This window comes from Lacimicrobium sp. SS2-24 (assembly GCF_002201535.1).
In the GTDB taxonomy this organism is placed as follows: domain Bacteria; phylum Pseudomonadota; class Gammaproteobacteria; order Enterobacterales; family Alteromonadaceae; genus Lacimicrobium.
In genome coordinates this window covers 296,738-321,900 of the sequence record NZ_NIWW01000001.1, presented here as the reverse complement: position 1 = coordinate 321,900, position 25,163 = coordinate 296,738, and the positions used below count along the sequence as shown (strand labels likewise).

Annotated in this window: 21 protein-coding genes; 8 read left to right on the top strand and 13 right to left on the bottom strand. The window is 49.6% G+C overall.

The window, feature by feature from the left end:
* Positions 1 to 69: 69 nt before the first annotated feature.
* Positions 70 to 2,259: a YgiQ family radical SAM protein gene (locus CCY32_RS01380; RefSeq protein ID WP_088328610.1), complete on the top strand. Its 2,190-nt coding sequence runs from the start codon at positions 70 to 72 to the stop codon at positions 2,257 to 2,259.
* A gap of 96 nt (positions 2,260 to 2,355) precedes the next feature.
* Here CCY32_RS01380 and CCY32_RS01375 read toward each other — a convergent pair whose 3' ends face one another.
* The 9 genes from CCY32_RS01375 to CCY32_RS01335 form a co-directional block, all read right to left on the bottom strand.
* Positions 2,356 to 3,633, bottom strand: a complete 1,278-nt coding sequence (locus tag CCY32_RS01375) for an MgtC/SapB family protein (RefSeq protein WP_088328608.1) — start codon at positions 3,631 to 3,633, stop codon at positions 2,356 to 2,358.
* An 89-nt stretch (positions 3,634 to 3,722) separates the two neighbouring features.
* A complete protein-coding gene (locus tag CCY32_RS01370; RefSeq protein ID WP_088328606.1) occupies positions 3,723 to 4,097 on the bottom strand; it encodes a VOC family protein in 375 nt (124 codons plus the stop codon).
* 176 nt (positions 4,098 to 4,273) lie between these two features.
* The gene (gene ppk2, locus CCY32_RS01365) at positions 4,274 to 5,041 is read right to left on the bottom strand and encodes a polyphosphate kinase 2 (RefSeq protein ID WP_088328604.1); all 768 of its coding nucleotides are present in this window, start codon (positions 5,039 to 5,041) and stop codon (positions 4,274 to 4,276) included.
* A 233-nt stretch (positions 5,042 to 5,274) separates the two neighbouring features.
* Positions 5,275 to 6,360, bottom strand: coding sequence for a heparan-alpha-glucosaminide N-acetyltransferase domain-containing protein (locus CCY32_RS01360; RefSeq protein ID WP_088328602.1), 1,086 nt, complete (start codon positions 6,358 to 6,360; stop codon positions 5,275 to 5,277).
* A 10-nt stretch (positions 6,361 to 6,370) separates the two neighbouring features.
* Complete coding sequence (locus CCY32_RS01355; RefSeq protein WP_088328601.1) at positions 6,371 to 7,702, bottom strand: sugar MFS transporter; 1,332 nt, start codon at positions 7,700 to 7,702, stop codon at positions 6,371 to 6,373.
* A gap of 35 nt (positions 7,703 to 7,737) precedes the next feature.
* Positions 7,738 to 8,871, bottom strand: coding sequence for an N-acetylglucosamine-6-phosphate deacetylase (gene nagA, locus CCY32_RS01350; protein ID WP_088328599.1), 1,134 nt, complete (start codon positions 8,869 to 8,871; stop codon positions 7,738 to 7,740).
* 8 nt (positions 8,872 to 8,879) lie between these two features.
* Positions 8,880 to 9,878 carry an SIS domain-containing protein gene (locus CCY32_RS01345; protein WP_088328596.1) on the bottom strand — a complete coding sequence of 333 codons (999 nt, stop codon included), beginning with the start codon at positions 9,876 to 9,878 and terminating at the stop codon, positions 8,880 to 8,882.
* On the bottom strand, positions 9,878 to 10,774 hold the full coding sequence (locus CCY32_RS01340) for a BadF/BadG/BcrA/BcrD ATPase family protein (RefSeq protein WP_088328593.1): 897 nt from the start codon (positions 10,772 to 10,774) through the stop codon (positions 9,878 to 9,880). Before CCY32_RS01340 ends, CCY32_RS01345 begins: the two co-directional genes overlap by 1 nt.
* Positions 10,775 to 11,130: 356 nt before the next feature.
* Positions 11,131 to 11,844: a SapC family protein gene (locus tag CCY32_RS01335; RefSeq protein ID WP_168171400.1), complete on the bottom strand. Its 714-nt coding sequence runs from the start codon at positions 11,842 to 11,844 to the stop codon at positions 11,131 to 11,133.
* Between the two features lie 236 nt (positions 11,845 to 12,080).
* On the opposite strand from CCY32_RS01335, the gene CCY32_RS01330 reads away from it, so the two are divergent.
* Complete coding sequence (locus tag CCY32_RS01330; protein ID WP_088328587.1) at positions 12,081 to 13,571, top strand: tryptophan halogenase family protein; 1,491 nt, start codon at positions 12,081 to 12,083, stop codon at positions 13,569 to 13,571.
* On the opposite strand, the gene CCY32_RS01325 is transcribed toward CCY32_RS01330, so the two are convergent.
* Together CCY32_RS01325 and CCY32_RS01320 are read right to left on the bottom strand one after the other, a co-directional pair.
* Complete coding sequence (locus tag CCY32_RS01325) at positions 13,563 to 15,092, bottom strand: tryptophan halogenase family protein (protein WP_088328585.1); 1,530 nt, start codon at positions 15,090 to 15,092, stop codon at positions 13,563 to 13,565. The two genes, CCY32_RS01330 and CCY32_RS01325, sit on opposite strands and share 9 nt — an antisense overlap.
* A 120-nt stretch (positions 15,093 to 15,212) precedes the next feature.
* Positions 15,213 to 18,182, bottom strand: coding sequence for a TonB-dependent receptor (locus CCY32_RS01320; protein WP_088328584.1), 2,970 nt, complete (start codon positions 18,180 to 18,182; stop codon positions 15,213 to 15,215).
* A 266-nt stretch (positions 18,183 to 18,448) separates the two neighbouring features.
* Between CCY32_RS01320 and CCY32_RS01315 the strand changes: the two genes are divergently transcribed.
* Genes CCY32_RS01315 through CCY32_RS01290 form a run of 6 tightly spaced genes read left to right on the top strand, consistent with a single transcriptional unit; the run spans position 18,449 to position 23,056 of the window.
* A complete protein-coding gene (locus CCY32_RS01315; protein ID WP_088328582.1) occupies positions 18,449 to 19,480 on the top strand; it encodes a LacI family DNA-binding transcriptional regulator in 1,032 nt (343 codons plus the stop codon).
* Complete coding sequence (gene cobB / locus CCY32_RS01310; RefSeq protein ID WP_088328580.1) at positions 19,480 to 20,196, top strand: Sir2 family NAD+-dependent deacetylase; 717 nt, start codon at positions 19,480 to 19,482, stop codon at positions 20,194 to 20,196. The genes CCY32_RS01315 and cobB overlap by 1 nt, the downstream gene beginning before the upstream one ends.
* 1 nt (position 20,197) lies before the next feature.
* Positions 20,198 to 20,839, top strand: coding sequence for a LysE family translocator (locus CCY32_RS01305; protein ID WP_088329217.1), 642 nt, complete (start codon positions 20,198 to 20,200; stop codon positions 20,837 to 20,839).
* Positions 20,840 to 20,881: 42 nt separating this feature from the next.
* A complete protein-coding gene (locus CCY32_RS01300; protein WP_088328578.1) occupies positions 20,882 to 21,625 on the top strand; it encodes a hypothetical protein in 744 nt (247 codons plus the stop codon).
* Complete coding sequence (locus CCY32_RS01295) at positions 21,600 to 22,403, top strand: glucosaminidase domain-containing protein (protein WP_246840493.1); 804 nt, start codon at positions 21,600 to 21,602, stop codon at positions 22,401 to 22,403. The genes CCY32_RS01300 and CCY32_RS01295 overlap by 26 nt, the downstream gene beginning before the upstream one ends.
* Entirely contained in the window at positions 22,400 to 23,056 is a 657-nt protein-coding gene (locus tag CCY32_RS01290) for a DUF2987 domain-containing protein (RefSeq protein ID WP_246840492.1), read from the top strand. The genes CCY32_RS01295 and CCY32_RS01290 overlap by 4 nt, the downstream gene beginning before the upstream one ends.
* A 17-nt stretch (positions 23,057 to 23,073) precedes the next feature.
* Here the strand turns inward: CCY32_RS01290 and ttcA are convergent, their stop codons facing one another.
* Entirely contained in the window at positions 23,074 to 23,979 is a 906-nt protein-coding gene (gene ttcA / locus CCY32_RS01285) for a tRNA 2-thiocytidine(32) synthetase TtcA (protein WP_088328575.1), read from the bottom strand.
* Between the two features lie 68 nt (positions 23,980 to 24,047).
* The gene (modC, locus tag CCY32_RS01280; protein ID WP_246840491.1) at positions 24,048 to 25,154 is read right to left on the bottom strand and encodes a molybdenum ABC transporter ATP-binding protein; all 1,107 of its coding nucleotides are present in this window, start codon (positions 25,152 to 25,154) and stop codon (positions 24,048 to 24,050) included.
* Positions 25,155 to 25,163: the final 9 nt, after the last annotated feature.

The following is a 25,163-nucleotide window of genomic DNA, read 5'->3' as shown; positions in this document are numbered from 1 at the left end:
TAATCAGGTGAAATCAGGTATACTGCGCAGCGTTTTTCGCCTTCTACTTCTTCAGGTGCTGCCCCATATATGAATGTAACCGCTACGATTAAAGCCGAACGCTCGCTGTTCTCTTACCCTAAGTACTGGGCCCATTGCTATGGCACAGCGCCTTTTCTGCCAATGAGTCGCGCAGAGATGGATGAGTTGGGGTGGGATAGCTGCGATATCATTCTGGTAACGGGCGATGCCTATGTGGATCATCCCAGCTTTGGCATGGCCGTTATTGGCCGTGTGCTGGAGTCTCATGGTTTTAGGGTAGGCATTATTGCGCAGCCCGACTGGCGCAGTAAAGACGCGTTTATGGCATTGGGTAAACCTAACCTCTATTTTGGCGTTACCGCAGGTAACATGGACTCGATGATTAATCGGTATACTGCGGACAAAAAGCTGCGTCACGATGATGCCTACACACCCGGCAATGTTGGGGGTAAACGCCCGGATAGGGCGGTGACCGTGTATGCTCAACGGTGTCGCGAAGCCTACAAAGACGTACCACTGATCATTGGTGGTATCGAAGCGAGCCTCAGGCGCATAGCCCATTATGACTACTGGTCTGAAAAAGTACGCCGGTCGGTGTTATTTGATGCCAAAGCTGACATGTTGATGTATGGAAATGCGGAACGTCCTCTGATTGAAGTCACGCATCGTCTTGCTGCCGGAGAAGCCATATCCGATATTCGTGATGTGCGCGGCACGGCCATTATCGTAAAGCAGGCGCTTGAAGAGTGGCAGGGTGTGGACTCTACCCAATTAGACCGACCCGGAAAAATAGACCCGATCCCGAGTCCTTATCAAACCATCTCTGACTGTGACGATAAGAAGGCCCAGGGCGATAGCGATACGTCTGCACAGGCCAAGCCGGTGGTCGTACAACCAGATACACGCCGCAAACCCTGGGAAAAGGTTTACGTCAAGTTGCCCGCCTTTGAGACGGTCTCTGCGAATAAACCTCTATACGCACATACTTCACGCATTCTGCACCAGGAAACCAATCCTGGCTGTGCAAGAGCACTGATGCAGCGTCACGGTGACAGACATATCTGGATCAATCCGCCGGCCATGCCGCTGGAAACAGAAGAGATGGACGCCGTATTTGATTTGCCCTATCAGCGCGTACCTCATCCTGTGTATGGGGATGCAAAGATCCCTGCCTATGAGATGATTCGTTTCTCGGTAAACATTATGCGTGGCTGCTATGGAGGCTGTTCATTTTGTTCTATTACTGAGCACGAAGGGCGCATCATACAAAGCCGCTCAGAAGACTCAATCATTCGTGAAATCGAAGACATTCGCGACAAAGTACCGGGTTTTACCGGGGTTATTTCAGATTTGGGTGGCCCCACTGCCAATATGTACAGGTTGAAATGCCGCAGCCCCAAAGCAGAGGCGACCTGCCGACGGCCCTCTTGCGTTTACCCCTCAATCTGTGCCCATATGGACACCGACCATACCCCGACGATTAACTTATATCGACGGGCGAGAGAGCTTAAAGGGATCAAAAAGATTCTGATCGCCTCAGGGGTGCGTTATGACCTGGCCGTGGAAGATCCTCGCTATGTTGAGGAGCTGGCGCGCCACCACGTGGGCGGATACCTGAAAATTGCACCTGAGCATACAGAAGAAGGCCCGCTGTCAAAAATGATGAAGCCCGGTATGGGCAGTTACTACCGCTTTAAAGAGCTGTTTGATAAGTATTCTGCCGAAGCGGGTAAGAAGCAGTATCTGATCCCCTATTTTATCGCTTCGCACCCGGGCACAACCGATGAAGACATGCTGGCGCTGGCGATCTGGCTGAAAGAAAATCGTTTCAAGCTGGATCAGGTACAGAACTTTTATCCGTCGCCCATGGCCAGCGCCACTACGATGTACCATACAGGGGTTAATTCACTGAAAAAAGTGACCAAGGACAGTGAAACCGTACCTGCAGCGAAAGGTGAGATTCAGCGACGTTTGCATAAAGCCATGCTGCGTTATCATGATCCTAAGAATTTTGCCCAGATCCGCGAGGCACTGAAAAAAATGGGACGTGAGGATTTGATAGGGCGGGGACCACAACACCTGGTACCCCCAGAAAGCGTCGATGAAAAACGTCAGAAGGCCCAGAAACCCGGCCGTGGCGAGCGCGCATTAACCAAACATACCGGCTTGCCGCCTCAGCCCAGATGGCAGAAGAAACGCCGCACGGCCAAGAATACCAGCAGAGTCCCGAAGCCATAAGGTTCTCATAAACCTATACCCGGGAAAGTATGTCGCTTTCCCGGGTTTTAGCGTCGATATATAGCCTCAGTGAGTCGCTCTGTTTGCCTTACAGGATTACACCATCAACAGACTTAAGAGGCCACAACTGATGGCGCCCAACAAGGGTAGCAGCACATGAAACAGCATGGCTTTGCCGGCAATGGATACCGCCATTATTGCTTTTACCAGTGAATTACTGCACGCAGCGATGACTATGCCGCTGACAGCGACCGTCAGCGTGGTATTGTCCAGACTCATTCTGGCCAGCGTCAGGTTAATCGGATCCACATCAGCAATACCCGATACCAGTGCCAGGGCATAAATGCCCGTGTCACCAAAGAGTTCACGCATCCACTGCCCTAATAATAAAATCACCATTAACAATCCGCCGAATAACACCGCAGACTGAAGCGCCAGGGGATTAAGAAGCCGTGTCAGAGAGGCTGGCTGTTGTACTGCGCGGGTTTTCCACAGCAACCCGGCACTGAGCAGAATGACCAGCATCATCACCGCCATTGGCCACCACAATAATGACAGCAGTGCCGGATTGATTAACGTGGCAATCAGTACCACCCGGGGGAACATGGTGCCACAGGCGATTAGAATACCCGCGCTCAGCTGACGTTGTAGTGATGTTTGTTCTCTGGCTAGTCTGGAAAAATGCAAAGTCAGTGCGGTTGAAGAAGCCAGACCGGCACTCAGCGCGGTTAAAATGATGCCTTTGTCGGTGCCAGCAAATTTCATGGCGAAATAGCCAACGAAGGAAATCCCGGCGATCAATACCACCATCCACCAGATTTCATAAGGGTTGAGAACCTGCCAGGGACCATAACCCTGATCGGGTAAGACCGGCAGCAGCACAATGGAGATGAGCAGCAGTTGCAGGCCGGCTTTGAGCTCATGGTCTTCTAACTGGCGTAACCAGCCATGCAGAAGTTCTTTGTAGCGCAGCAGCAAGGCGGTGATAATGGCGGCGGATGCCGCCAGTTCAATCTGTTCAAATGCTGCTAACATGCCCAGCATATAGGTCAGTAACAAACTGACCAGGCTGGTGATACTGGCATCTTCGGAATGTTGTTTACCACGCAGGTAAGCCATACTGACAGCCAGCGCAAAGCCAAGGAACAATAATCCTATGGTTAGTTGTCCCACAAAGGGTTGCATGATGGCACTACAGCCACCGGCTAATCCGGTTAAACCGTAAGTGCGAAGGCCGGCTATGCGATGACCTTCATTGGCGGTTCGTTGCTTCCAACCTCGCTCGATACCAATCAACAGGCCAATGGCCAGCGAAATACCGAGTAAGACGAAAGATGAATTATAGATATAGTCTGGCAATGTGCCCCACAACATGATGGTTTAACAGAATGTCACCAGCATAGTTAATAGTGCCTGCACAGTGCAAGAGCAGGAAGGAATACCATCTCAGGAGCGAACAGATTCTATTGTCTGGAGTGCAGCCCCAGCGTATTTCCCTCACAGTCTTTGAACAGTCCAATAAAGCCATGCTCACCGATCTCTAGCTTTTCCTGAATCACCTGACCACCTGACTCTTCAATTCTGGCTAACTGTGCAGTGACCTCTTCGCACATAAAATAGATTTGTATGCCCCCTTTAGCAGGCTCATAGTCTGGTCCTTTTACCAGCGCACCGCTACACCCCGGTTGCTCGTGGTTAAATGGGAACATGGCCATCTGACACGGGCCCATTTCGAGCATCTCAAAGGCCATATCAAAAGCTGCGGCATAAAACGCCTTCGCCCGGTTGATATCTGTTACGGGTATTTCAAACCATCCTACGGGATTTGTATTCATCATTTTCTGCCTTGTTGAAATTAATCACTTAGTCAGTAAAGCAGAGACTCGACCCGTCAGCCACATCATTGTGTTAAAACCACTGCAGACGGGGACAAAATGGGACTCCTGTATCAGCCTAAAAACAGCGTCTCACTTAACGGGCTTTACACTCTAGGTTTGTTTCTTACTGGTATGGACTAAAACTTAGGCGGCACGCGCTTAATATTTTCGGGAAGAGCAATGTCACGATGTGATTCACTGATGTCCGGGAGTGTCACCTCAGGAAAGGGCACAGGTTGATAGGGCAACAATGAAAGCAAATGAGCCATACAGTTTAAGCGGGCCGTTTTGTCTTCATTACTGTCAATCACATACCAGGGACTCTCCGGCGTGTCTGTATAGGCAAACATCTGGTTACGGGCAACACTGTATTCACGCCAGCGACGACGAGATATCAGGTCCATGTCTGAAAATTTCCAGCGTTTCAGCGGGTTGTTAAGGCGCTCTTTAAAGCGCAATTCCTGAACATCTGCCGATACACTAAACCAGTACTTTACCAAAAACATCCCAGAGCGAATTAACATTCGCTCGAACTCGGGGCAGGCCCGCAGGAACTCCTGATATTCGTTGTCGGTACAAAATCCCATGACTTTCTCAACGCCAGCCCGGTTGTACCAGCTGCGATCAAACAACACCATTTCCCCCGCCGCGGGGAGATGCTCAACGTAACGCTGGAAATACCACTGCTGGCGCTCTTTGTCAGAGGGTTTCCCGAGCGCGACCGTTCGCACAATGCGTGGATTAAGCCTTTCGCTGATGGCTTTAATTGCACCGCCTTTGCCTGCTGCGTCGCGCCCTTCAAAAACCACCACCAGTTTCTGACCCGTCTCGGCGACCCACTGTTGCAAATGAATCAGTTCCTGTTGTAGTTGCCTGAGGTGTTTTTTGTAATCCTGCTTGTTCATCAAAACCTGCCTGTCGCTAAGCATGAAGCCAGAGTATATGCTTTGTCATGGTCAGTATCAGTGAAAATTCCGAACCTGTCTTTAAAAGGCTGCGATGAGAGACAGGGGCGTTTTCAGAAAATGGATGTCCACAAGGCACGAGAAATGTTCTGGCTAAAAGATAGCAGAGGCAACACACAAATTGTGCACAATGAAGGGTGGGAGCAGACCAATGTGGGGCTGCTCCCTGGTATTTACAGCTTAATAAAGATCTGACGCTTAAACAGCCAGGCACTGAGCAAATAGAACAGCCCAACCACGATCAAAGCAAACGCCAGGGAGGCATTGTAGGGTGACAGAAACTGGTTAAGCAATGTATAGCCTAAGCGATACGCACTGGTCATTTCACCATCAATATTAAAGCGCAACACCTGCCCCATGGTGGTAGCAAACAATGAGGACAGCACGTAAATAAACAGGGGGTTGCTACCATATACCTGCGCCCAGTGTAACGGTTTCTTCCAGTTCTGTATGTCATAGACAAATATAATCAAAGCCAGCAGCAACCAGGCAAAACCGCTGCATACCAATACATAACTGGAAGTCCATAAAGGCTTATTAATCGGCATCCACTGATGAAAGACGAGTCCCGCCAGTAACGCCAGAATGCCCATTGCGGATAGTCGTATTAGCTTTTCGGGATTGGTGGTGCAGCGGCTTAACATGGCGCTGGTAAGGTAGCCGGTTAACACTGTAACCGTGGCCGGTAAGGTAGAGAGCAACCCTTCTGGGTCAAAAGCAACACCAAAACCTGTATACAGGTGGTTCGCGCCCAATACGAAGAGGTCAAACTGCCTGGCCAGATTAGACTCCAGCGCCCAGGGCTCAGAAGCCGTCATCATTATCAGGTAATAGCCCAGCAATATCAGACCACAGGTCAGCCATAGCGCCGTTTTATTACCAATACTCAGTATCAATAATGAGGCTAGGCAGTAACAAAGAGCGATACGCTGTAAAACACCCATAATACGCCACTCACTTGGCGATTCATCAAAGGGATAAATACTCAGCAACAAGCCAATCAGAAACAACAGCGCGGTGCGTTTAAAGATTTTCAGCCACGGAATATGACCTTTAGGTAGTCGACTCATGGAATGAAACATGGCCGCACCAACAATAAACAAAAAGAACGGGAAGACCAGATCGGTTGGTGTCAGGCCGTGCCACATTGCGTGTAACAGAGGCCAGTACACGGCACCCCATGAGCCCGGAGTGTTGACCAGAATCATGGCAGCCAGTGTCAGACCTCGGAATATATCCAGACTGATTTCACGTTGCATTATCTGCTCCTCACCAGCTGCGTTTTTTATGGCCGACAAGGGCAAAATGCAGAATATAGAGATAGCAGGGAATCATCATCAGATAAGCCTGCTGATTGTTGCTCGCATCAGATATGAGCCCATAAATAAGCGGCAAAACGGCACCTCCGGCAATGCCCATAATCAGTAATGCTGCACCGCGCGCGGTAAACTTGCCCAGCCCCGACAAGGCCAGTGGCCAGACAGCAGGCCATACCAGCGCATTGGCAAAGCCAAGCAATGCCACAAACGCCACCGTATTTGGCAAGGTGGGTAACCCCATCCAGCCCCACAACATGGCGCTTAACCATTGACTCTCGGCACTGGAAAACACCACTGCCAGTGACAAGGCAATACCGCCAATAGCCGACAGCATCAAAGCTTGTTCCTGTTTGAGGTAGCGAGGAATCAACACCAGCCCCAACAGGTACCCCAGCACCATAAAGGCCATGGTGTAGGAGGTGAGGGACGTCGCATTGGCGACACCCAGCTTAGAGCCAAACAGGCCAATAGTGTCACCTGCGATGACTTCTACACCCACGTAGACAAACAAGGCGAGGGCACCGAGCACCAATTGTGGAAATTGCAAAATGGAGGTTTTTTCACTGTTACTTGCGCTCGTTTCCTCATCGCCTTCTTCAATATCAAGATCCGGCAAAGACGAGAACTTCATCGCCAAGGCTAACACCAGCAATGCGATTGCCATCCCCAGATAAGGCAGAATTAAACCATTCGCCAGTGCATCAATTTGTGCCGCCCGTTCAGCGGGTGCCATAGCAGCAACCGATTTTGCAGTGACATCAGAGAATTCTCCCAACACCAATGCCGTAAACACGATTGGCGCAACAATGCCGGCGCCTTTATTTAGCAGCCCCATGACAGAAATCCGTGCTGCTGCACTTTCCTGCGGACCAATATGCACTATGTAGGGGTTGGATGCGGTTTGTAGTATGGTCAGTCCGGTACCAACAATAAACTGCGCAAGCAAAAATACGGCGAATTCCTGTGACCAGGCGGCTGGAATAAACACCAGACTCCCTGCGGCGATCATCACCAGGCCAAGAGACATGCCATTTTTATATCCGGTGCGTTCCAATAACCAGGCCATCGGCAGTGCCATCACGGTATAGGCAATATAAAAGGCAAAGGCGACAAACAGAGATTGCGTCTCCGTAAGATCGCACACAATCTGCAAAAACGGGATAAGGGCGCCGTTTAGCCAGGTGACAAAGCCAAAAATAAAAAACAGCGTACCAATGATCATCATGGGCACCAGGCTGCTATTACTGGCAGTCGGATTACTTGTGGTTTCTGCTGTAGCCATAAAAAATACCTTTTAATAGTGTCGGGTTGTTTTTGTTATTCTGCGCTGAAGCAGGTATTGCCTGCTATCCAGCAGTTGCTCACCTCAAGGTGCTTATCTAAAAGCACCATGTCCGCCTGGTAACCAGGTTGTAACTTACCCATCTTATGATCGAGCCCTAAATACGCAGCTGGCGTCAGCGCGGCCATTTGCAGACAATCGTTGAGCGGCAGCCCCAGTTGAAGGTGGCTGTTTCTCACTGCACTGGCCATATCCAGGGCTGAACCGGCCAGCGTGCCGCCAGGAATAGTCAGTTTGTCACCCTCTCTGACAATTCGGGTATCGAAGAAGGGGAGTTCGCTGACATTGGAGCCCACATGGGCCATTGCATCAGTAACCAGCATGATGCGGTTTTTACCTTTAGCCCGAATGGCTGCCCGGGCACTGATTGGATGAACATGGTATAAGTCCACAATCAGACCCGCGTAGCTTTCATCATCAGCCAAGGCCGCACCCACCACACCGGGTGCACGACTTGTAAGCGGCGACATGGCGTTATACAAATGAGTGAACCCTGTGGCACCGGCCTCCAGAGCTTTTAAAGTGGTATCGGCATCGGCATTAGTGTGGCCAAGACAGACCTTTACGCCCTGTCTGACCAGCTCGGCGATAATATCAGGCGGCACGTTTTCTGGTGCCAGCGTAACAATGACTTTGCCCAGATCCTGTCGACAAAATTGCGCCAGTTCAGCATCACTGATAGCGCGGATAAACTTTTCCCGGTGAATGCCTTTTTTGGGAGTGCTCAGGTGAGGACCTTCAAAATGAATGCCTATCACACCGGGAAGCCTTTGCGCTAATGCCTCGGCCATGGCATCTGCAGCCATGCTTATGCGTGTAATATCATCAGTAATCAGTGTGGGTGTCATGGCCGTTGTACCAAACTGACTGTGGGCCTTGCTGATCGTGCGCAGCCCCTCGATATTGGTCTCGGTGTTAAACAATGCACCACCACCGCCATTAACCTGTACATCGATAAAACCCGGAGCAAGCAGGCCATCTAGTTCGATAACCTTCGCTCCGGGTTGCGGTGCCAGGGAGTGCACTCGGTTGTCTTTGACAGTAACCGTGGCATTTTCATGCATCGTATCACCGTCAAAGAAATGTTTTGCCTGATAGGTAATCAACATCATCACACCTACAGTGTCTGAGTAACTTTATTTAAGCCAGCCGGTGCATCGGGGTTATATCCCAATTGCAGGGCGACCTTTTCAACATCCAGATAAAAGCGTTGCAGTAGGCTCAGCGGTGCTAACCTTGGATGCATGGTCCTGACCGGTTGAGAGAAGCCAGTAACCTTTGCTCCGCGGCGCGTTACTTCGCTTATTTGCTGGCGATGAGACTCAAAGGATTCATCGTCAATAGTGATATCAATCACTGCCAGCTTTTTTTCAACCAGAGTCACCGGGCCATGTAGAAACTCTGCGCTGGAAAATGCCTCGGCATGTACGCTACACACTTCTTTGAGCTTTAAGGCAATCTCACGTCCAATGGCATAACCAAAGCCTCTTCCTAGCACCACACAGTGACGCAAATCACGAATAAAATCGACGCTAAGTTGTGCCGGTGATTCGATGCTCTGCTGCAGCTGGGCAGGCAATCCATCGAGAGCCTCAATCAAAGACGCATCCTCTTTCCAGTAGGCCACCATTTGCAACAACGCACTGAGCGTGCATAGATAACTTTTTGTCGCGGCAACGGCTTTCTCTTCACCTGCATTGAGTGGCAATACCATGTCAACACACTGAGCCAAGGGGGAGCTGATATCGTTAACCAGTGCCACAACCAGTGCACCGGCGTTTTTTGCAGACTCCGCCTGCGCCAGTATGTCGGGGCTGCGACCGGATTGAGAAATCACAATCACCAATGCCCGTTCAAGCTTGAGGGATTTACCATACACGCTGGCCACAGAGGGGGCCGATGCCGTAACCGGGGTGCCGGTCTCGACCTCGATCAGGTATTTGGCAAACACGCCAGCATGATCCGACGAGCCTCTGCCAACCATCAGCACCAATGCCGGGTCAAAATCCCTAATCTTTTTGCCCAGTTCAGCACATGCCTGGCGGTTTTCTTTCAACTGAGTTTGAATACGTTGCGGAGTTTGTGTGGCTTCCAAAGCCATCAGAGTGGTGGACATTACACGTTCTCACTTATTACAGATTTTTGTTTAATATACAAAATGGCGCCGACTTCAGGACTATGGATAGCCTCCTGTATATGAGGCTTGACGTCTTCTGCCAACCAACTTCTGATGGGCTCAGCCAGTCCTCCTATCATCGCCAGTCGGGGCGGATGAAATGACAGCAGCTTTCTCGACAACTGGTTGATATAGTCCGCGGCTGACATAAGAATATCCAGTGCTATTGCATCTTTTTGTGATTCGGCCTGAGCAATGACCAATGGAGCCAGTCGGGCATAGGCTGAAGGGGGCAGGTTAGCCATTTTCTCGGCGAGCTGCTGGGTATCAGCACACTGGGTAAAACTCAGGAGCTTGTCCACGAGTTCTGAACGGGGTCTGAGGCCATCGAGTGCGAGCAGGCACTGAATCACGGCCTGATGACCAATCCAGGCACCGCTGCCCTGGTCTCCGACACTAAAACCATAGCCCCCAAAGGCATGTTGTGTACCCTTGTTACAGACCATACCAACCGAACCCGTACCCGAGATGATCACCGCGCCGTCCTCACCGTCGTGGGCACCCAGACAGGCAATTTCCAGATCAGTGGTGATATGCATTTGTGCAAAAGGATGATCCCATTGCTCCAGCATTCTTCGATACTTTGGCAGATTAACGCCAGCCAGCCCAACACCCGCATGAATTTTATCAATGCAATGGGATGGAAGGTCGGCCTGTTTCAGCGCCTGTTCAGTGGCAGACAGAATAGAGTTTATGGCCTGGTCCAAACCCTGGTTAGGGTTAGCCGGGCCGGAAATTCCTTCACCCAGTGCTTCACCAAGCTCATTGGTCAATAAGACCCGGCACTTGCTACCGCCGCCGTCTACACCCAGGAAGTATTTCTGCTGGTTTATCATAGATTACCCTTTACGTACTGAAGCTGACTAAGTGATGCTTCAGGTATCTACCAGAGTTGCTTACCATAACAGGATAATGACAGCGTTGTCATTACGACTGGCAAAACAAAACGGGAAGACCATTATGTTCTTTTTGCTTTCTCGTCATACTGCGCTGCTGTTTCGTGAGCTTAATCATTAGAGATGCCGCATCGTTCTGGACACATTTAGTGCACTTCTTAAGGTTAAATGACAGCGCTGTCATTTATGTTAACAAAGCTTTTAAAATATGCAAAGGCTTTGTGGTAATTTATGTGAATACGAGCAAGAAGAGCAGAAAAAAAGGGAGCAGGATACTCCCTGTTCAGAACATAGCGTTAACCATGCTTTTGCATATAGAGCGCCGTAAGACGGTGAATTTGCTGCATTGAGAATAACTGAGCATAAATGGGTGCCAACAATCCTTGCTGGCGAAGCGTGTTAAACACTTCTGTATCAAGTTGACTGAGTTTTTCTTCATCAATTCCGAGGATCCCACCGATGGTGAGTTCCTCGCCGTTGTTCATCTTAATCTGCATATCACGGGGACTCAGCAAATCGTGTTGTTCCAGCAAAGCAATAAACTTCATCGTTTGCTGCGTATCGTTAATATAGGATGCAATGGCTTTCGATCTCGCCTGCAAAAACTCTGTTTGCTCTCCTTGTTCATCATACAAGGCAAATTCTTTGTCCGTCCCTACCAGAGGGTGATTTTCATCAATGCACACGGCGAGTTCTTCAGCTCCTTCACTTTTGGGACCGATGGAGAAGGGCGCGTTGCGCATAGATTGTGGCAGGTAAAGTGCTGACCATTTATCGTCCTGACAATAAAGGTTTTCGCCCCGCTTTAGCCCCATCATGGCCACAGCGTGAAGTTGTTGACTGTTTTCATTGCGCACAAACACGATGGGGAACTGTGCTGCCACACCCACAAATTCGCGAACCAGCACGGGAATGACGTGATCATTGCTGAACAGTGTATGCATCGCTTTATTGTCGACTTTCAGCTTAGCGTGATGGGCGTGATCCACAGGGACAATTTTTTCACTCATTGATTTACCTTGCATGTAGTGGTTAAGAAATAGCGCCATACTCTGACACAAACTCAACAGGAAGACGAGTAGGCCTGCCGGATAAGGGGCAACAAGGTTGTTCGTATTTTGTGACAGCGCTTTATGCGCGCCAGGGAAATGAAAATACTTGTAAAATGATAACGCTGTCATTATGGTGAATTGTTTGTTGTAAGCACAGTACGTGACTGACATCACGGTATAACAATGAGGCGAAGATGGCACATCAACCGATTCAGAAATTGGTCATTGTGGGCGGCGGAACAGCGGGCTGGATGGCAGCCACCAGTCTTAAACACAGTTATCCCCACTTGCAAGTGACCCTAGTAGAGTCTTCAGAGATTGGCACTATTGGGGTAGGGGAGGCAACAATACCCACTATACGTCGATTCTACGCACAATTGGGACTGACGGATGAAGACGTGATGCGCAAAACACAGGCAACCTGCAAGTTGGGTATCCAGTTTAATGGCTGGCTACAAGAAAACAGCAGTTTTATACATCCCTTTGGTAGCTACGGCGAAGCGTTAAACGGCGTGCCTTTTCATCATTACTGGTTAAAACAACGTGAAACAGATGCAGCAACCGCATTAGAAGAATATTGCGTGGCCGTGCAGTTGGCCAGGCATCATCGATTTAGTCTGCCGCCCACCAATCCCCAGTCATCCCTGTCGGTTTTTGACTGGGCCCTGCACCTCGATGCGGGATTGTTTGCCTCCATGCTCAAAGAACATGGTATCGCCAACGGGGTAGAGTGTATCGATGCCAAAGTTGAACGGGTAGACACCGTTTTGGAAAATGGCTTTATTCGTGCGCTTCATCTGGACAATAAGCGCTGTGTAGAAGGAGAGTTATTCCTTGATTGCAGTGGCTTTCGTGGCGTACTGATCGAGCAAACACTCAAAACAGGTTACCAGGATTGGAGTCATTGGCTGCTTTGCGACTCTGCAGTGGTGGCACAAAGTGAACTGGAAGGAGAGCCTGCTCCGTATACGCAGGCAAATGCCAGAGAAGCCGGGTGGCAATGGAAGATTCCGTTGCAGCACCGTCAGGGCAATGGTCTGGTGTACAGTCGTGCTCACCAGAGCGATGAGGAAGCTGAAAATGAGCTCAGAGCCAATATTGGCGAGCCTTTGCTGCACGCGCCGAGGATACTGCGCTTTGTTCCCGGTATGCGTAACAAGGCCTGGAATAAAAACTGTATTGCTCTGGGGCTTGCGGCCGGGTTCTTTGAACCCATAGAAAGTACCAATATAGCCCTGATCGAAACCGCTATTGAAAAAATTAAACTGCTGTTACCAGACACCTCGATGCAGGTAGCATTGCGTGATGAATTTAACCTTCGTATTCAAAAAGAATATGAGAGCGTGCGCGATTTTGTCTTGTTACATTATTGTCTTAATCAGCGCCAAGGAAAATTCTGGCAGGACTACAGAGATATCAGCCTGCCTGAAAGCCTCACTCACAGAATGGCCTTGTTCAAGGCAAACGGTTTGTTGCCCCGCCAGCGTCACGAGATTTTCCAACCTAACAGCTGGCTGGCATTGTTTGATGGTTGCCGGTACTACCCGTCGAGCTATGATGCCAGCATCCGGCAGTTCCCCGACACGATGATCAACCGGGGATTATCTACCATGCGCGAACGCATCATGGGGGCCGTTCAGAAGAGTCCCTCTCACACTGAGTTCCTGCGCCGCTGTTTAAGCTGACCGGGTTAGCTTTTGTTCCAGGAACTGCTTGTGAGAATCAAAATTCAGGCTGCAGCGGTGCAGAAACTCAGAGATTTTCTTCAGGTTCACCTGTTTGTCCGTGGCAGCGGGGCGCTGTAGCGTATTTTGCTGACCAAAATAGCCGCTTCCGGCGAGCAGACAGTGCCAGGAAATCGGTGAGTAGTACTGCGTAACGTTTTGTCTGTGCAGCTCCTCTACAAGGTTTCCTCCGCTATTCCAAACCTCCAGAATATGACGCAATGAGTCGGACAGATTGTCCTGGTTATTCTGACAATCCAGCCAATATTGACTGTCTGAACGACTGTTGGTGATGTAGTGGCCAACAATATAATCGCGTATTCCTTCAAAGTAACCATTGATCCTCGCGTTATAAGCCTGCTGGTGTTGTTCAGTGAACTGGCCTTTTTCATAGGCATCCACAAACAGTGCCGCCGCTTGTTGAACCAGAAACAGCGCCGTTGCTTCAAGGGGCTCTATAAATCCCTGAGACAGGCCAATGGCAAGGCAGTTTTTATACCAGTGGTGCTGCACTCTTCCGACTTTCATATGCAGGTGCCTGGCCTCGACGGCACTGTCCACAAGATCCAGAGCATGTCGCAGCTCCGTCTCAGCTTCATCAGCGCTACAATAATGATCACTGTAAACGTATCCATTGCCAAAACGGTTGGTCAGAGGGATCTGCCACCGCCAGCCGTTTTTCATCGCCGTGGAGAGGGTTTGGGAGGGAACTTCATCTGTGATTTCACTGGGAATGGCCACTGCCGCGTTGTTAAACAGGTTAGACTCAAAGCTGATAAACGGTACCTTAAGGGCTTTTTGTATCAACACAGCCGCGAATCCTGAGCAATCTACAAAAAAATCCGCGCCGATCTGCTCGCCCTGTTCGATCTTCAGCGCCTGAAGGTGGCCACTGGGTGATAGCAATACATCATGTACCTTACCTTCTACATGCGTCACGCCCAACGCTTTGGCCTTATCTCTTAAGAAACGTCCCAGCAATGCAGAGTCGAAGTGATAGCCGTAATTGGGCTCAAAGGGGAAATTGTAATGAGGCACCGGTGCAAGGTGTTTCTGTGCCAGTAACGGAGACAGAAAAAATTGATTGGGATGGGCACTGACATCTAACCCTTGGCGGCGCATCGCTGCACTATGAAAAAAGGCCTGAGCAAACTGCTCGTCCAACCGGAATTTAAAGGGATGGAAATAACTTTCATAACCTTGGCGGGTGGACCACTGGTCAAACGTAATGCCCACCTTATAAGTGGCATTGCATGCAGGCATCCATTCCTGTTCAGGAATATCCATACGCTCAAAAAACTGTCTCAGAGCAGGTGTGGAGCCTTCCCCTACACCAATGATACCGATATCACTGGATTCCAGCAGGGAGATATGCACGGGTTGATGCTGCCACTGTTTCGCCATGATCATGGCCGTCATCCAGCCCGCTGTGCCGCCACCCAGCACCAGTATATGCCGAGTTTTCTCAGTGTTGTTTTGCATGATTGGTACACCTTACAGAGGTCACTATGCTACACAGCCCTCTGTACGATTAAAAATAAAAAATCCCCGCTGTGTAAACAACGGGGATGCGTATTTAACGTAACCAACAGAGGTTAGGTTTTACCAACGACCGCGAACGCCCATTGTCAGTCGACGCTCATAGATATCCTGAGCTATGGTAAAGTCTTCCCACTGGTAGTACATATTCTCAAACTCTTCCGTTAAGTTGCTGCCTGAGAAGTACACACTGATATTGTCGTTAATATCGTAACTGGCCGACATATCAATATAAGTGGTGCCTTCGGCGTACAAAGCAAGACCGCCACCGCCAAAGTTACGACCGCTTTGACCAACAAAACGCTCAGAGCGATAGTTTGCAGCTAAACGAACCTGCAAGGGGCCTTTTTCATACCACAACACGGCATTACCGGAGTTCTCTGAGTTGTCATTGAGTGGCAGTTTATTGCCTTCAAAATCACGGGTGTCAGAGGTACTCGGTGCATAGGTATAGTTCAGACCCGCACCGAAACCGCTCCAGAATCCGGGTAGGAAATCGAAGCCCTGTTGATAGGCAAACTCATACCCTTTAATGGTACCGCCGTCACCATTCACCGGACCACGAACCTGCACCTGACGTCTCACTATGCCATCGGCATCCGGTACAAACTCGGTGCTGACGTCAGTGGTCAGGTTAGATTCAATATCCATCTTAAACCAGGCCACACTGAGCAATCCGGTGTCAGAGAAATACCATTCTAGGGTCAGATCATGGTTAGTGGCGCGTGTTGGTTTGAGGTTAGGGTTACCAGTCCGGTTAGCTTCAACCGCATAGCGTTCGCCCACTGGTACATCAGACACTTCACCCTGGTTGATCGTCGTGCCGACATTCATACCACCACCTAGATTACGGGTGTCCAGACGATTCATGGTTTTACCGTAGCTGGCTCTGGCAACCAGATCATCGGTCAGATTCAGACGCAAGTTCAGCGCGGGCAGGGTGTCTGAGTAAGACTGATCCGTCACGACCTGTCCTACAGAATCTACGATGCCAGGGCAAGCACGACAAACTACCTCAGAACCCAGCAAGTTCTGCATTACCGTCAGATCGGTTTTTATATACTGCAATCCAACATTTGCTTTGTAGGGCAAACTGCCTAATTCTCCGTCAAATTTCAGATTAAAGTAAGCTGACTTGGTACTTTCTAAAACATTGTAGGATTCGCCAGGCTGGGATTGTTTAAAGTTCCCCGGATAAAGGGTATTTTGGAACCCAATATGATCGTCCATTATCTCTGGGTTTATAAAGTAGAAATTACCAATATCTGCGGGACCGAAATCATTGGATTGAATAACCCAGGATGAGGGCAGATTGGCAAAATTCAGGTAATTGTCATAACCAATGGTCTTATCACCACCGGCACGGCTGAACACACCATCGCCATTGGTATCGTTGGCAACCTCGCCCTGATCTTTCCACATTACATCGGTGCTCAAACCATCCTGGTTGATTGGCGCCAGCAATACATAAGTGTCACGCTTCACATCACGACGCCCTTTGCGTACCCCAAACTCAACCGTCGTTAAATCTGAAGATTCCAGACGGTAGGTACCGTCGGCACGCAAGACATCCAGCGTGGCTTCTTCGTAGTAGTTCTCTTCTGAGTAGGTAGAGATAATCGCATAGTCTTCCATATTCTGACCCAGGTCAGAAGGATAGGTCAGCTGAGGATGTTCACCACTAAAATCACGGATGACCGGAACACGGCCGGATACACCCTGTGGATGCACAGGAATCTCACCCGTGCCATCGTTACGGAACAGGCTTTGGCTGGCACCATCGGTTAAGAAAGACTGCGCAATATTATGGGTGGTTTCCCGTTGACCTTCACCGTGAATATAACGAACCGAGCCACTTAACGGCCCCCCGTTATCAAATTTAAATTCCAGGTTCAGGTTGAGAGAATCACGATCATTAGTGCGACTTTCTGAGGTAGAGGCGACACGCGGTGCATTCAGCACACCGGTATTGGCAGTATATAATTCAGAGCCTGCCAGGCCACCATCGGCAATAACACCGCGCGAGGTCAGGTCGTCACCATGCTGTTCCCAGCCAAAATCGCCCCAGGCGTTGTCCGCCACCAGGCCGATAGAGCGGTCAGCATCATCCATTTCGGTATAAAACACATCGGCAACCATTTCCACAGAATTGGTCAGCTGGGCTTGCATCGTAGAGGTAATACCCAGACGCTCCCGCTCAGTGTTTCTGTTCATGTTGCCGTAGCCGATGAAGGTCACTAGCGCATCGTTTTGGTCACCGTCACCGGTGCGATCTTCGCCTATGCCATCCCAGGCGTTACCTTCAGTTTGTGCACCAGACCAACCAATATTAGGCGTGCCCAGTCGATAATTGGCCAGATTTACGCGATCCCATGACACTGAGGTAGATACAGCAAAACGGTCAGTATTGTAACCAACGAATGCGGTAACTTTCGGATCGGTTTCACCAGTGTAATTACCACGGGAAACTTCTGCGGAGCTGGCAAAGGTTACACCTTCATCAAGGCTAAAAGGTCTGATCGTTTTCAGATCCAAGGTACCTGAAATCCCACCAGCCAATATTTTGGAAGTAGGGGACTTATGAACATCAATACCGCTCACCAGAGCAGAGGGAATGTCAGAGAAGTTAGGCTGCAGCGTTGTAATGGAGCCAGCACTTAAGAATTGCTCTCCATTTAGTAATGTACCTACAGAGCCCACGCCGCGGATATTCACTCCAGAACCTTCACCCGCTGAGCGGTTGATCTGGATACCAGGGACCCGCTGCAGGGTATCTGCAATAGTGATATCCGGAAGCTTACCAATGTCATCTGCGGTAATACTATCCAGAATGCCGTCAGCAAAGCGTTTATTGTTTAAATCGGCTTTAGTGGATGCTCTCAGACCGCGAATTTGAATAACTTCTACTGCGTTACTCTTTGCTTCGTCAGAGTCCTCTTGTTGTGCCATAACGTTTTGAGTGCTGATGGTCGCCGTCACCATCATCGCCAGGCTAAGACCCTGAGTGATTTTATTGAGTTTAGTTGATGTCATGATGCCCTCTCATGAAGCTGTTTATTTTGTGATGACAGCGTTGTCATTCACTCTTATTTAAAATGACAATCGCCGACAAAATCCATGACAGCGTTGTCATTAAGGCTTAACTTACAACATAATTTTCAAGGTGGCAACCTGTATGTTACAAAAAACTTACATTCACACTTGTATGGCCATCGCGACGCCGAATGAGCTATAAAGGGCTGGCATTTCAGGGGTTCATCATGTTTACTAATCACCATAAACATTTGCCGGGAAATTAAATGAAATCAACTATTAAGGACGTTGCACAACTGGCAGGCGTGTCCATTAAGACCGTATCCAGGGTCATTAATAAAGAAGCATCGGTTCGGGCCGACACCATCGATAAAGTCAACGAAGCAATTCGCCAACTGAGCTACGAACCAAATCTTGCTGCGAGAAACCTTGCTGGCACCCGTTCTTATACCATCGGCTATGTCTATGACAACCCCAATGCATACTATGTTATCGATATGCAAAACGGCATTCTGGCAGAGTGCAAAGACCGAGGCTACGAGCTGGTCATACACCCATGCAAATCGAGTTCACCAAATATCTGTGATGAACTGAAAAACATGGTGACAAAATCACAACTGGCGGGTCTGGTGATTTCACCACCTTTATCTGAGATGCCCGAAGTCCTGCAAGCCCTGGCTGAAATGGACCTTCAATTTGTGCGGATTATCTCCGGGTCTGGCAAGCAACCTGAAGCGACACCCTGCATATTTGTACATGACCATGAGGCGGCATTACATATTACCGAACACCTTATTCAGCTTGGGCATCAGGATATTGCTTTTATCAGTGGGGATAAGGGCCACCGCTCTACCGACGAGCGCTACAATGGCTATCGTGAAGCACTGGAAACGGCGGGGATTAAGGTTGATTCCGACTACCTTTTTGAAGGCCAATACTCCTTTGAAACCGGGGTTAAGGGAGCCAAACATTTGCTTAGCCTCCCCAAGCCACCTACGGCGATTTTTGCCTGTAACGATGAAATCGCTGCCGGTGCGCTGTTCGCATCACGCCTGATGAATGTTGAGGTTCCCGAACAATTGTCGATAGCCGGCTTTGAGGACAGCCCGTTTTCAAGGCAGACCTGGCCCAAACTGACCACTGCGGCGCAGCCAACCAATATTATTGCCAGAAAAGCCGCCGAATTACTGATCTCACAAGTGGTCGCACAGCGCACCGGTAAAGGTAAAACGGTTCAACATCAGCACTTTGAACCGGATTTGGTGGTACGGGAGTCTACGCAGAGAGTACAGCAGTGATGTCACTTAAAGCCAATATTGTGGTGCTCACCGGTGCCGGAATATCTGCTGAATCAGGCCTTAAAACCTTTCGTGATAATAATGGGTTATGGGAGCAGCACCGGGTGGAAGAGGTGGCGACACCAGAGGCCTTTGCCGCCAACCCCGCGCTGGTGTACCGTTTTTACAATGCCAGGCGCGCGCAACTTAAACAGGATGATATCAAACCTAATGCCGCTCATCTGGCTCTGGCGGCACTGGAAAAGGCATGCCTGGGAGACTTTTTGCTGGTCACTCAAAATGTCGATAACCTTCATCAGCGGGCGGGAAGTGAACAACTGATTGCTATGCACGGTCAGCTCAATCAGGCCCGTTGCCTGAAAAGCCACAAAACAGTAGTCATCAGTGGTGATCTGGACAGCACAACCTTATGTCAGTGTTGCCAGCCTCCCTCTGCCATGCGCCCGGATATTGTCTGGTTTGGCGAAATACCAAAGCAAATGAACAAAATTGAGTCGGCATTACGTCGGGCGGACCTGTTTATTGCCATTGGTACCTCTGGGCAGGTTTACCCGGCTGCAGGCTTTGCGCAATTGGCAGCACACAGTGGAGCGAAAACGGTGGAACTGAATATGGAAAAAAGCGGCCTGGCATTCGATGCTGGTCACTATGGCCCTGCCTCAAACGTAGTCCCAGAGTATATTCGCAGTCTGATTGGAGACGGATACCGTGTCTGATTTGTCGTCATGCTGGGTCGAGTTTTTAACTATCGCCAGTGTACATTTACTGGCCGTGGCGAGTCCCGGACCAGACTTTGCTGTTGTGGTTCGCCACAGTGTGCGTTTTGGTCGCAGAGCCGCCATTTTTACCAGTTTGGGGATTGGTATTGCCATTTTATTACATGTGGCGTATTCCATGTTGGGTATAGGTCTGGTGATTCAGACCACCCCCTGGCTGTTTAATTTACTCAGCTATGTTGCTGCTCTCTATCTGGGCTACATCGGACTGATGGCCCTGAAAAGCCGTCCTGCCGCTGACACTTCTTTAGTGAAGGATAAACAACAGCATCAGGGTGATTTGTCCGACAAACGGGCTTTTGTCGTTGGATTTGTCACCAATGGCCTGAATCCTAAAGCCACGTTATTCTTTTTGTCGCTGTTTGCCGTGGCCATTTCTGCACACACCCCCACCAGTATCAAACTCGTGTATGGTGCATACCTTGCTTTGGCAACGGCACTCTGGTTTATCGGGTTATCTTGCCTGTTAAGCGCTACCAGGGTTCGTTCTTTTCTAATCCAACAGGGCTATTGGTTTGACCGACTAATGGGGCTGGTGCTTATTGCTCTTGCGCTACGCTTAGTGTTCCCGACAGATAGCTGATAAAATAGGGTCACTGAAAGACAGCAACAGGCATACTATCCCGTGCAGGAAAAGAAAAGACTGGAGTTGGGCGGTTCCATGCATAAAGCCCTGTCCGGCGATTTTAACGTCAATCTTGAAGCCGTGCTCAAAGAAGCCTGGAAAATTACGCAGTTAACTAAGTGGACATTGTTACAAGCCCTTTTAATGCTCTTTTCACTGGTGTTTTTGGTGGTTATGGTCAGTTTCAGCCTGATCCAAAACCAAGGCGGAGACATACTAAATCCCAGTGTTCAGTTTTATATCGAGTTAATCATCACGCTGATTAGTGCACCGCTTATTACCGGACTTATCATGATGGGGGTAAACCACAGTGTCGGTGGTATTTCAAGACCCACACACCTGTTTCACTTCGTGCCAAAAACATTGGTCCTGGGGCTGGCATCACTGATGGTGGGCCTGCTGGTTAATATTGGATTGATGTTGTTGATAGTGCCAGGCCTGTATCTGATGATTGCCTGCAGTTTTACCCTGCCACTGATTGTTGAAAAAGGCATGACGCCATGGCGTGCTATCTATACGTCGGTGAGGGTCGTCAGCCACAGCTGGCCGCAGTTCGTTTTACTGTATCTGTTGTTTGCTATCCTGCTCTTACTGGTGATTGCGACTTTGGGTATTGCGCTTATCTGGGTCGGACCACTGTATTATAATGTGAAAGGAGTACTGTATCGCGATATCTTTGGTATTGCTGTGCAGGTCACGTCACCCGATGGAGAAGACAATGCGGAATCGATATTTTATGCGTAAACATCCTGCTCATCTTGCACTGCGGGGGCTGTTTGCCGTGCTTGTGACCGGTGCGCTTATCTATCCCTTTACACAACGTGAGCCGGAATATGGCATTCCTGTCCCTGAGGTGATGTCACAACCGATCCCTGAGTTTTCTAAAATGGACAGTATTCCAGCCAAGAAAGAAGCCTTTTTTGACTACCTGAGGCCAGCTGTCAGATATCATAATCAGATCATTCTCAAAGAACGGGCCTTATTGCACGCCTTGCAACAAAAAATGGCCAGTTCAGAAAAGCTCACACAAGTGCAAAAAAGCAAGCTGGAAAAAATTGCCAAAAAGTATGATTTGGAGGCAACTCCGACCACGGCACAGGACATAAGCAAGTTGCTGCGACGGGTCGATATTGTTCCGCTCGAATTGGTACTGGCGCAGGCCGCTAACGAATCCGCCTGGGGTACCTCACGATTCGCGCGCAAAGGCTATAACTTTTTCGGCATGTGGTGTTTCCGCCGCGGTTGTGGTTTTGTGCCAAAATCGCGGGATGACGATGCCGCCCATGAAGTGGCCAAATTCCGGGACCTGTCCCATGCTGTCAGTGCCTATTTGCGCAATATCAATACCCACTATGCCTATAGTGATCTGCGTACCATTCGCGCTAAGTTGCGTAATAACCAACAGCAGATTGCCGCAGAACCACTAGCGCAAGGTTTGATGAGCTACTCAGAGCGCGGGCAGGATTATATTGATGAACTGCTGGAGATGATCCGGTTTAACAGAAAGTACATTGACGCATGATGAAATGGTGTTATGGGGTTGCAGCCCTGCTGAGTGGTTTTGCCGGTCTGACTCACGCCGATACGCTGGAGCTTGATTATGCCAGCCTGTACAGTCATACGCGCAAGCTCGATAGCGAGAGCATGCCTGACCTGCAATTCGCTTTTGGTTTTGCGCACCAGCAAGAAAGCAGACTGTGCCGGATAAACCGCGCCTTTATTCGCACGCCAAAGCAGGATATTGAGTTGCAGGTCTCTGCGGAACAGCGCTTTCGGTTACCGTCAGAGCGCGCATTAAAGCTGGCTCAGGCCGCCGTGCATATCGAATTCGATGATAGTGCAAAGTATTGTGATATGTCGGTGCAACTGGAAACCACTGACTCTCAGCTTGCCACCGAATATTCCGTTAATACTCTGCAATTATTACAACGCCAGTATGTTGCATTTTTCGAGCAGATGGGTGGTTTCATGTCATTTATGATGCCAGAGGTGAAAGGGCTGATTCTGCAATTTGGTAACTCGCCCACGTCACAGATTGCCTATGACGGTGACAATGCATTACCTGCTTTGCACGACGAGCAATTACGTCTGAGTAATGACTGGCTGCAACAACAGGGCAGGGCTACTCTGACTTTACCTGAGAAACCGCTGCGTATTCTTGCCTGGCTGGAATAACCCTGCCAGGCCCCGCATTAGCCCAGACTAATTACCTGTACCTCTGCCGAGGCTCTGACCGGCTCTTCGCTGCTGGAAAGCGGCTCATCAAAAGCGATATCTCCGTCGGTAAAGGGCTTGTCCTGCGTTTTCAGACCAACAAAGTCAAACAAATTGGTATCGGCAAGGTGTGAAGGGGCAATGTTTTGTAATGCGCGCGCCATATTTTCGATACGCCCGGGGTATTGCTTATCCCACTGCTGCAACATCTGCTTGATAACTTTACGTTGCAGGTTTTCCTGAGAGCCGCAAAGATTGCAGGGAATAATAGGGAAGTTGAGGTGTTGCGCATAACGGTCAATGTCTTTTTCGGCGCAGTAAGCCAGCGGACGAATGACCATTTGCTTACCGTCGTCACTAACCAGTTTAGGGGGCATGGACTTTAACTTGCCACCATAAAACATATTAAGGAAAAGGGTTTCGAGCATATCATCACGATGATGCCCGAGGGCTATTTTGGTGGCGCCGAGCTCCGTTGCGGTGCGATATAAAATGCCGCGTCTGAGCCGTGAACACAATGAGCAGGTGGTTTTACCTTCGGGAATCTTGTCTTTAACGATAGAGTAGGTGTCTTCGGTAACGATTTTATATTCAACACCAAGCTGACTGAGGTATTCAGGAAGCACATGTGCCGGAAAGCCTGGCTGTTTCTGATCCAGATTAACAGCCACCAAATCAAAACGAATTGGGGCAATGCGCTGCAAATAGAGCAAAATATCAAGCAGGGTATAGCTGTCTTTGCCGCCGGAAAGGCATACCATTATCCGATCGCCTTCTTCAACCATGTTGAAGTCTTCAATGGCTTTACCTACGCCACGACGCAGGCGTTTTTGTAATTTATTAAAGCTGTATTTCTGTTTGCTGCTTAGCTCGGAAAAATGCATCGACTCTCTGCCCTGTATCACTGAGGGGGGCGATTATAGCGAAATAAGCACAGCACAGCTATGTGTCACTATTGCACTATTGCTACCGATTTAATCTGTGCCCAAAGATTCAGGCCGGGTTCGAGTTTGAGGTGCGCCACTGAGCGGCGCGTCAGGCGGGCTATGATGTAATCCTCAGCGGCTTTGAGTTTCACCAATTGCATCGCGCTGTCCTGATCCGGTCCCAGTTGTGATACCGTCACTGCCACACGGTTCAGGATACTGGAATCCGTATGACATCCTAAAGATAAGCTAACATCTTTGGCCAGCACTCTGACTCTTACCCTATCCCCAATGCGATCTCCACCGTCACGAATCCATAATTCCCCTCCGGCGCATCGGATTCTGGCTAACTGCCAGGTTGAGTCATGCTCAATGATCTCACCCTGCCACACCACGCCTGTCTGATCATCCATTGCCAGCGGCAAATCCATACGGGTAAAGACCTCGTTTAACGGCCCTTGCGCAATAGCCTGTCCGTTTTCCATCACGACAACGTAGTCAGCCAGTCTGGCGATCTCCTCCATCGAATGACTGACATACAGGATTGGAATATCAAAACTCTGTCGAATGTCTTCCAGATAAGGCAGAATTTCATGTTTTCTTGCATCATCCAAAGACGACAGCGGTTCATCCATTAACAGCAGTTGGGGTTGAATAAGCAGCGCTCTGGCGATGGCCACACGCTGTCGTTCGCCTCCAGATAATTCCGTCGGGTAACGGCCCAGTAACCTCTCGATTCCCATCACCTCGAGAACCTTGTCATAGGCAATTGACGCAGCGCTGGATGTCGCCCGTTTAAGCGCAAACTCCAGGTTACCTTTGGCACTAAGGTGGGGGAACAGGCTGGCCTCCTGAAACACATACCCCAGTGGACGGTCATGAGTGGGAACCACATTATCTTTATCTTGCCATCGCTGTCCATTGACCATCACCAACCCATCATGGGGCTGCTCCAGGCCCGCAATACAGCGCAATAACGTGGTTTTCCCCGAGCCTGAAGGGCCCAGAATGCCGGTAATACCCGAGCCCGGGAGCGTCAACGCCACCCTCAGGGAAAAGTTCTCGTGGTGTTGTTTTTTATACTGCATATCGAGCTGAACAATCAGCCCATCCCGTGTGCCAATGGAAGTCACTGATGTCGT